Genomic DNA, 7,598 nt, shown 5'->3' with positions numbered 1-7,598 from the left:
CCACGGTGGCGGTCGCGTCGGGCGCGTCGGAGGGCGACCCGGGTGAGGCTCCGCCCCGGGCCAGCGCCAGCATCGACATGAGTGAGTCCTCCGACAGGCGGCCCCGCTCCCGCAGCAGGGCCAGGGGCCCGCGTGCCTGACGTCGGGCTTCCTCCCGCAGCGCCGGCGCTTCCTCCTCGGAGAGGAGGCCCTCCGCGAGGGCGACCCGCAGCTCGGCCTCGAAATCCTGACGCATCGGGCAAAGCTCCCAGGCAAGGCGCCCATCGTACCCGCAACCGTCCGGGGACCGGGGTGGGGGCGCTTCCAGCCCGGGAGCCCACGGCATGTCACCGGCATGTCGGCGACATGTCGCCGGGGGCCGTTCCTTCCGCCACGGGGGGCAACGCCGGGCGTGCCTCCTCGGAGGCCCCCTCCGGCCGGGAGGCGCGGGCCGTGGCGCGCCCCGTGCAATGTCAGTCATTCGCGCAACACAGCGCATCGAACCACTCAATCCCTCGCATCCCGCTGGAGATACGCACCATGAAGCAGCTCCTGACCTTCGCAGCCCTCGCGCTCTCGTTCACCGCCACCCAGGCTTCGGCCCTCGAACTGGAGAATGTGCGCACCATCCTTCCCCGGTCGGTGGTCGCCCCGTTTTGCCCCAGCGGCTCCCAGCCGGCCTATGTGCCCATGGCCTATCAGGGCATGACCGGAAACGAGATCTGCGCCGCGAACCTGAACGCCCCCAAGACCTGCGCCGCCGCGAAGTTCATGGCCATCAAGGTGGACAACACCTACTCGATCTATTCGCCGGCCGACGTGAGTTGCTCCACGCCGGTCGTCGGTGCCTGGCCGTGGGGCCGCATGCAGTTGAAGCCGGACGTCCTCGACTCGCAGTGGGCCCACCCCGACATGCACATCATCTGCTGCCAGTAGCCCCGGGTGACGTTGGGGGGAATCTGTCGGTCTATCCTGTTACATTTGGGAATCCTCGAATCGGTATCGAGTGCCACCCCCGAACCCCCGACAGGGAGACGTCATGCGCCCCTCGCCGTTGCCCGCTGTCTACTCTCACGTGGTGGGCCTGATGGCCTGGGGCGTGCTCGCGCTCAATGCGAGCTGCGCGCCCCTGCCAGAGCCCGGGCCGGAGGACCTGGGCAGCTCCATCGCCCCGGTCACCGGGGGCACGATCCTCTTCGTGGGCAACAGCTTCACGCACGGCAACGAGGAGCCGGCGTATTCGTACAACAAGGCTGCGGTCACGGACACGAACGGCTCCGGCGTGGGCGGCATCCCGGGCATCTTCAAGAAGCTGACGACGCAGGCGGGCCTGTCGTTCAACGTCAGCCTGGAGACGGCCAGCGGGCAGGGCCTGGGTTGGCATTACGCGAACCGGCCGGCGATCATCGGACAGGCCACCTGGAACACCGTCGTGTTGCAGGAGCAGAGCACGACGCCGCTGCCCACCGCGCGGGGTGGTTCGCCCACGGCCTTCACCGATGGCGCGCGCAACCTGCGCTCGCTGGTGCTCTCCAAGAACCCCGCCGCGAACCTGTTCCTGTACGAGACCTGGGCGTCGCCGGCCTCCGTCAGCGCGCAGGGCTACCCGGCCGGTACGCCTGGGCTGCAAGCGATGCAGACCGACCTGCGCGACGCCTACTTCAAGGCGTCCCGGGAGCTGGGCTTCACGGGCGTGGCCCGCGTGGGCGATGGCTACCTGCGCGCGGTCGACCAGAACCTGGCGGACCCGAATCCGGCGGATGGCATCTCCGCGGGGATGTTCAACCTGTGGAGCGCTTCGGACAGCCGCCATTCGAGCAAGTACGGCAGCTATCTGTCGGCGGCGGTGCTGTTCGCGAAGATCACGCAGTTGGACCCGCGTGCCCTGGCGACGGGCCCGGGCAGCGCGGCGGCCGACCTGGGCATCAGCGCGACCGAGGCGGGCAACCTCCACCGCATCGCCTATGAAATCGCGGCGCTGCCCGACCCGGTGGTCACAGTCCGCACGCGCCTGCCGGTCACGGGCGCGACCTTCACGGGCGCGGTGACGGCGGGGGCCCCGGTCCAACTCACCGGCGGTGCGCAACTGGCCTCGCTCACCACGGCGGAGGGCACCTTCACCAACCTGGTGGGCGCGACGGCCAGTGGCGTCACGGGCACGAATACGCCCAGCTCGCTGGGGACGGTGCCCGCCAACGCCAACGCGGCGGCTTCAGGGCTTGGGGCGCACGATGGCTCGAACAACGTGGGGTCGGGCCACTTCCAGTTCGGTACGGGCTTCAGCGCCAGGACACGCTTCTTCATCGTGGAGAGCACTTTGGCCTCCGCGGCGGTGGGCGACCCTACGACCGTCACGCTGATCAGCGCGTCCAACCAAGCGGTGGGCACGTATTCGCTGTCGTTGGGTGAGAGCGACTTCACCGCCACGGCCGCTGGCAACACGGCCGCCTCGCTGGCGGCGCTCAACTACACGGGCGGCGTGGCGAGTGTCACTGGCACTCCGGCGGGTTCTGCGAAGTCGAAGCTGGGGGCTGTGTCGTTCTCCCTGGCGGACCTGGGCGTGACCGACCTCACGAGCGTCAGTGCAGCGACTGGCCTGCGGATCTCCAGCTCCACGTTGGATCCGAACGTCATCGGTCTCTACACAGTGCCCTGAGTGCGGACCTCCACGACGTGCTGGGGCGACGCTCCTGCGCGTCGATGGGCCTGGGGGTGGACCGTGCGCGTTGAGGCCTTGTTGTTGTGCCTGGGGATGGTCCTCACCGGCTGCGCGTCCCTGCCATCCGCGCCTGGCCGGAGCCTGAGCCATGCGGCCCGTGATGTTCCCAACCCTTCTTCCGCGCCACCGCCGGGGGATGGGGCTTCGCGTGCGTCGGCCTCGCCGCCACGGTTCGTCACGGACCCCGTGGTGTCGGCGCGGTTGCAGCGTCGCGGAGGCATGACGGGTGCGAATCCCGTTCGTATGGCCGTGGCTCCTCGTGGCGGAGAGGCGAATGCCTGGGAGAAGCTGCTGACGGCAGCGGGGCTGGAGGAGCGGGATGAGCGGCCCTTGTCCGGCGGTGCCCTCACGCCCACGCAAGCGGCACGACTCCTGTCGGTGTTGCTGAGCAAGCCGGTGACGCTTGGCACCTTCCCCGCGCGCATGGCGGTGGGCCACCTGTTGCGCGAGGTGTTGGAGCAAGGCGAGGTGTCTCGGGACACGTTGCTGCGCCGGGTGGAGCGCTTCCGCCGGGTGGCGGTGTTGCGGCCGGATGGCCACCTGGCCTGGGTGTGGACGGGGCGCACGCAGCAGAAGGCCGGAGCCATGAAGTGGAAGGACGGCGCTTTCCGCGCGGGCCCTTTCGAGCTGGGCCGCTTCTATGTGAGCAACGGCTTCGTCATCGAGTTGGCGGACGAGCAGTTGGCGCCCGTGCATGGCCCTGTGTTCGTCGAGGTGTACGACGATGCGGACCTCATCAGCCGGACGTTGGACGGAGCCGAGGCGGCGTTCGTGAAGCTGGCGCTCGCGTTGGGCCAGTTGCTCACCGCTCCGAGGGACAGCCTCGCCGCGTTGAAGGACCTTCCAGCGGGAGTGGTCGCGCTCATTGCGTCATCGCCCGAGTACTTCGAGCGCTTCCGGTACATGACGCGCGGCGAGCAGGTGCAGGCCGTGGCGGAGCTGACGACGAGCCTCCTCGTCACGAAGGGCACGGCGACGTCCGCGACGCGCACGGTGACGGGCGCGCTGGTGGGGACGGAAGCCACGGTGCCGGTGCTGTCGCTGTCCGCGCAGGGGGCTCTCACCATCGAGCGCGTGGCTGTACCCGTGGGGCGGGCTGCCTCCGTGTTGGGGGGCGGGCCTGGGGCGGCCATCCTGCTTCAGCGGGCCAACACGGCGACTCCGCCTCTTGGGCCCGGCAAGTGGGGGCCCGCCGAGGAGTCGATGTCCGCGCGAGCCCGGCGCTACCAGGAGCAGATTTCGGGGCACTCGGCGGATGAGGCCTACTGGGTCGGCGGCGTGGGCAGGAACAGCGGCGGCGTGAAGTTCGACGGTTTCAAGGACGAGGTGCTGCTGGAGGCGAAGGGGCCAGGCTATGCCGAGTTTTTTGATGGCCTGGAGCCTGCGTACTGGTTCAAGAACACAGGGGCCAGGGGGCTCGTTGAGCAGGCCGAGCGACAGAGCAGGAGGGTCAAGGGTATGGGCACCCGCATCGAGTGGCATGTTGCGGAAAAGAAGGCTGCGGATGCGATTCAGTGGCTGCTGCGGATCAGCAATGTCGAGGGAATCAGGGTCGTGCACACTCCAGCGCTCTGAGAAGAGAATACCGTGACAACTACGACCGAGTCCCAGACCTACCCTGAAACCTACTATGTCGGCGCCTATTGGGGACCGCGTAAGGAGTCACCTCCAGAGTGCGCCCAGCGAGCAGCGCTCTTCCTCGGCATGCTGGCCTCGTGTGATCCCTTTCTGGCCCAATGGTACAAGTTCGCCAGGTCGCGGAAGAACGCGCGCCAACACCCACTCATGCCGCCCGATGCGCCCACTCTCACCGAGATGTTCCGGCGAGGCGTCAACCGGGAAAACGGTGGGCCTGTCTTTGAGGATTTGGGCTTCCGTATCGGGATCCATAATGGGGGATCCGCCTACGATGACGCGGATCTGAACATCAAGTGCGGGGACTATTCTGGGGCTACTTCCAACGTGTGCGTGTTGTCGCTGCCCAGGCCTGGGCGTGGCGCGAACGCTGATCGGGTGCTGACCGCTCCCGTGCTGACGGATGTGGTGCGAAGCATGGTGCTGGCGTGGGAGCCAGACTGGGCGTTCGCCACGTCCTACGCGTACGAGAGTGCGTCCCCGAAGCCCGGCTCGGCGCCCTTCTCCCTGGGCTGGATCACCTACCTCTCTCCTCAACGAGGTCCGGTGCCGCCGCTTCCTTCCCCCGTGCGCATCGAGCCCGTGGAGGACCGGGGTACTCTGATCATCCTGACCCCCGAGCGCTTCACGGTGGCCAACCCCGAGCACGTCGCGCTGGCGCGACGCGTGCGCGGGTTGCTGGCCAGCGCGGGGCTCATGCAGCCCACCTCGTCCTGACCATCAGGCCCCGCACGGCCCCGAGGGACAGCATTGCCGCACTGAAGGACTTGCCCACGGGGGTGGTCGCGCTCATCGCGTTATCGCCCGAATACTTCGAGCGCTTCCGGTACAAGACGTGCGGCGAGCAGGTGCAGGAGGTGGCCGAGCTAACGAAGAACCTCCTCGTCACGAAGGGCACCGCGACCTTGGCGACGCACACGGTGACAGGTACGTCGGCGGCGTGGGCAAGGATGGTGGTGGGCTGAAGTTCGACGGTTTCGCGGACGGTGTGCTACTCGAAGCCAAGGGGCCGGGCTATGCGAACAAGTTCCTCGACAACCTCACGCCCAGGGTCTGGTTCCAGCAATCGGGCGCGAAGGCCCTCGTCGAGCAAGCGGCAACTGGCGAGAGCGCCACCGGACGTGCCCATCCGCTGGCATGTCGCCGAGCTGAAGACGACGGGGCCATCAGGGAGTTGTTCAGGCTCAATGGCGTCGAGGGGATTGATGTTGTCTTCACCCCTCCCTCCCGTGAGCAGGGCGGAATCATGACTGAGACCTACCATGTCGGAAGTTATTGGGGTCCCAGGAAGGAAACGCCGGAAGCATGCGCCCTTCGACTGGGACGTTTTCTCACCGGCTTGCGCGATGTCGATCCCTCATTCGCCCAGTGGTTTCAGCCGGGCAGGTCGCGCAAGGCCGCACTGACACGTCCCATCGGGCTGGAGCCGGCGGAGCTTGAAAAGCTCGTTCGCCTTGGCAAGGACCGTGTCGTGGAGGAGATTGGCTTTCGAGTGGATGGCTGGAATGGGGTGGGTGCTGACCACGATGCATGCGGCTTCCTTGTGACCTGCGGCAGTCATGCGGCAAGGGTGAGTAATGCTTGCTCAATCACTCTTCCGAGCCGTGGACCCAATGCGGACCGGTTATTGACTGCTCACGTGTTGGCAGGGCTGTTGCGTGCTGCTGCTGTCGCGTGGGAGCCGGTCTGGGGCGTGGCGACATCGCAGGCTCATCGGAAGTTGCTCGACGAGCGTGGCGTCAGGGGCGCTCCCTGCGTGGGGTGGGTGATGTACCTGGAGGGGCATCGCGGCGCGGTGCCCCCTCTTCCTGCGCCTGCACGCATCGAGCCTGTCGAGGGGCGGGGGACACTGATCACCTTGACCCCCGAGCGCTTTACAGTCGCGAACCCTGAGCACATGGCTTTGGCCGAGCGGGTAGGAGAGCTGCTGGCCGGAGCAGGACTCATGCAGCCCGTTTCGCCCTGACGGTCAGGCAGGTCCGCGCCCCTTGTCCGGAGGGGGGCCACGATTTCACGGCCCAGCTCCCGCGGCGAGCCCTTGTGGGAACTCTCTACGTGGTGATGGGCACGGGCGGTACGCTGTTGTTCCCTGAGAAGGACGGGCCGCAGCGATCGGGTGCCTTCGCTTCGTTGGACCGGGGGGACCGTGCGCGTTGAGGCCTTGGTGTTGTGCATTGCGATGGTTGTCACCGGCTGCGCGGGGCTGACGCCTGCGTCCAACCGGGGGCGGAGCCTGAGCTACACGCCTCACGAGGCCAACAGCCCTGCTTCAGCGCCGCCGAGTGATGCCTCCCCCCAGGTGCCCGCCGCCCCGCCACTGTTGGTTACGGACCCCGTGGGGTCGGCACGGCTGCCTCGTCGCGGAGGCATGACGGGCGCGAATCCTGTTCGCACGACTGGGGTACCTCGCGGCAGTCAGGAGGCGGATGGCTGGGAGAAGTTGCTGACGTCGGCGGGGCTGGAGGAACGGGATGAGCGGCCCCTGGCCGGAGGTGCGCTCACACCCACGCAGGCGGCACGGCTCTTGTCGGTGTTGCTGGGCAAGCCGGTGACGCTTGGCACCTTCCCCGCGCGCATGGCGGTGGGCCACCTGTTGCGCGAGGTGCTGGAGCAAGGCGAGGTGTCTCGGGACACGTTGCTGCGCCGGGTGGAGCGCTTCCGTCGGGTGGCGGTGTTGCGGCCTGATGGCCACCTGGCCTGGGTGTGGACGGGACGCACGCAGCAGAAGGCCGGAGCCATGAAGTGGAAGGACGGCACGTTCCGGGCGGGCCCGTTCGAACTGGGCCGCTTCTACGTGAGCAACGGATTCGTCATCGAGTTGGCGGATGCGCAGTTGGCGCCCGTGCACGGCCCGGTGTTCGTCGAGGTGTACGACGACGCGGACCTCATCAGCCGCACGTTGGATGGAGCCGAGGCTGCGTTCGTGAAGCTAGCGCTCGCGTTGGGCCAGTTGCTCACCGCTCCGAGGGACAGCCTCGCCGCGCTGAAGGACCTGCCGGCGGGAGTGGTCGCGCTCATCGCGTCATCGCCTGAGTACTTCGAGCGCTTCCGGCACATGACGCGCGGCGAGCAGGTGCAGGCCGTGGCCGAGCTGACGACGAGCCTGCTGGTGACGAAGGGCACAGCGACCTCCGCGACGCGCTCGGTGACAGGCGCGCTGGTGGGGACAGAAGCCACGGTGCCGGTGTTGTCGCTGTCCGCGCAGGGGGCGCTGAGCCTTGAGCGCGTGGCGGTGCCGGTGGGGCGGGCTGCATCCGTGCTGGGG

General features: G+C 68.0%; 7 protein-coding genes and 1 pseudogene. 7 read left to right on the top strand and 1 reads right to left on the bottom strand.

Annotated elements, in window-relative coordinates:
• Positions 1-235: hypothetical protein (locus D7V88_RS36345; protein ID WP_147449013.1), on the bottom strand; the 235-nt coding region annotated here is incomplete at its 3' end.
• A gap of 284 nt (positions 236-519) precedes the next feature.
• Here D7V88_RS36345 and D7V88_RS36340 point away from each other — a divergent pair.
• The 7 genes and pseudogenes from D7V88_RS36340 to D7V88_RS36310 form a co-directional block, all read left to right on the top strand.
• The gene (locus D7V88_RS36340) at positions 520-915 is read left to right on the top strand and encodes a hypothetical protein (protein WP_120545173.1); all 396 of its coding nucleotides are present in this window, start codon (positions 520-522) and stop codon (positions 913-915) included.
• A 103-nt stretch (positions 916-1,018) separates the two neighbouring features.
• Positions 1,019-2,635 (top strand): cell division protein FtsK, encoded by a 1,617-nt coding sequence (locus D7V88_RS36335; protein WP_120545172.1) that lies wholly within the window; start codon positions 1,019-1,021, stop codon positions 2,633-2,635.
• A gap of 306 nt (positions 2,636-2,941) precedes the next feature.
• Positions 2,942-4,273, top strand: coding sequence for a Tox-REase-5 domain-containing protein (locus tag D7V88_RS45310; protein WP_279636137.1), 1,332 nt, complete (start codon positions 2,942-2,944; stop codon positions 4,271-4,273).
• A 12-nt stretch (positions 4,274-4,285) separates the two neighbouring features.
• Positions 4,286-5,050: an immunity 52 family protein gene (locus tag D7V88_RS45410; protein ID WP_341870749.1), complete on the top strand. Its 765-nt coding sequence runs from the start codon at positions 4,286-4,288 to the stop codon at positions 5,048-5,050.
• A gap of 50 nt (positions 5,051-5,100) precedes the next feature.
• Positions 5,101-5,298 (top strand): hypothetical protein, encoded by a 198-nt coding sequence (locus tag D7V88_RS36320; RefSeq protein ID WP_120545169.1) that lies wholly within the window; start codon positions 5,101-5,103, stop codon positions 5,296-5,298.
• Positions 5,274-6,299, top strand: coding sequence for an Imm52 family immunity protein (locus D7V88_RS36315; RefSeq protein ID WP_158625236.1), 1,026 nt, complete (start codon positions 5,274-5,276; stop codon positions 6,297-6,299). Before D7V88_RS36320 ends, D7V88_RS36315 begins: the two co-directional genes overlap by 25 nt.
• A 402-nt stretch (positions 6,300-6,701) precedes the next feature.
• Positions 6,702-7,598, top strand: a pseudogene (locus D7V88_RS36310) (Tox-REase-5 domain-containing protein); the annotation flags it as partial.

The sequence above is a fragment of the Corallococcus terminator genome (assembly GCF_003611635.1).
GTDB lineage: Bacteria > Myxococcota > Myxococcia > Myxococcales > Myxococcaceae > Corallococcus > Corallococcus terminator.
Note: the sequence above shows the minus strand (reverse complement) of the source record. Positions and strands in the feature narration are given on the sequence as shown.

Coding starts and splice junctions, on each gene's coding strand:
- D7V88_RS45310 (WP_279636137.1), top strand. CDS start 2,942: ATGGCCGTGGCTCCTCGTGGCGGAGAGGCGAATGCCTGGGAGAAGCTG.
- D7V88_RS36335 (WP_120545172.1), top strand. CDS start 1,019: ATGCGCCCCTCGCCGTTGCCCGCTGTCTACTCTCACGTGGTGGGCCTG.
- D7V88_RS36340 (WP_120545173.1), top strand. CDS start 520: ATGAAGCAGCTCCTGACCTTCGCAGCCCTCGCGCTCTCGTTCACCGCC.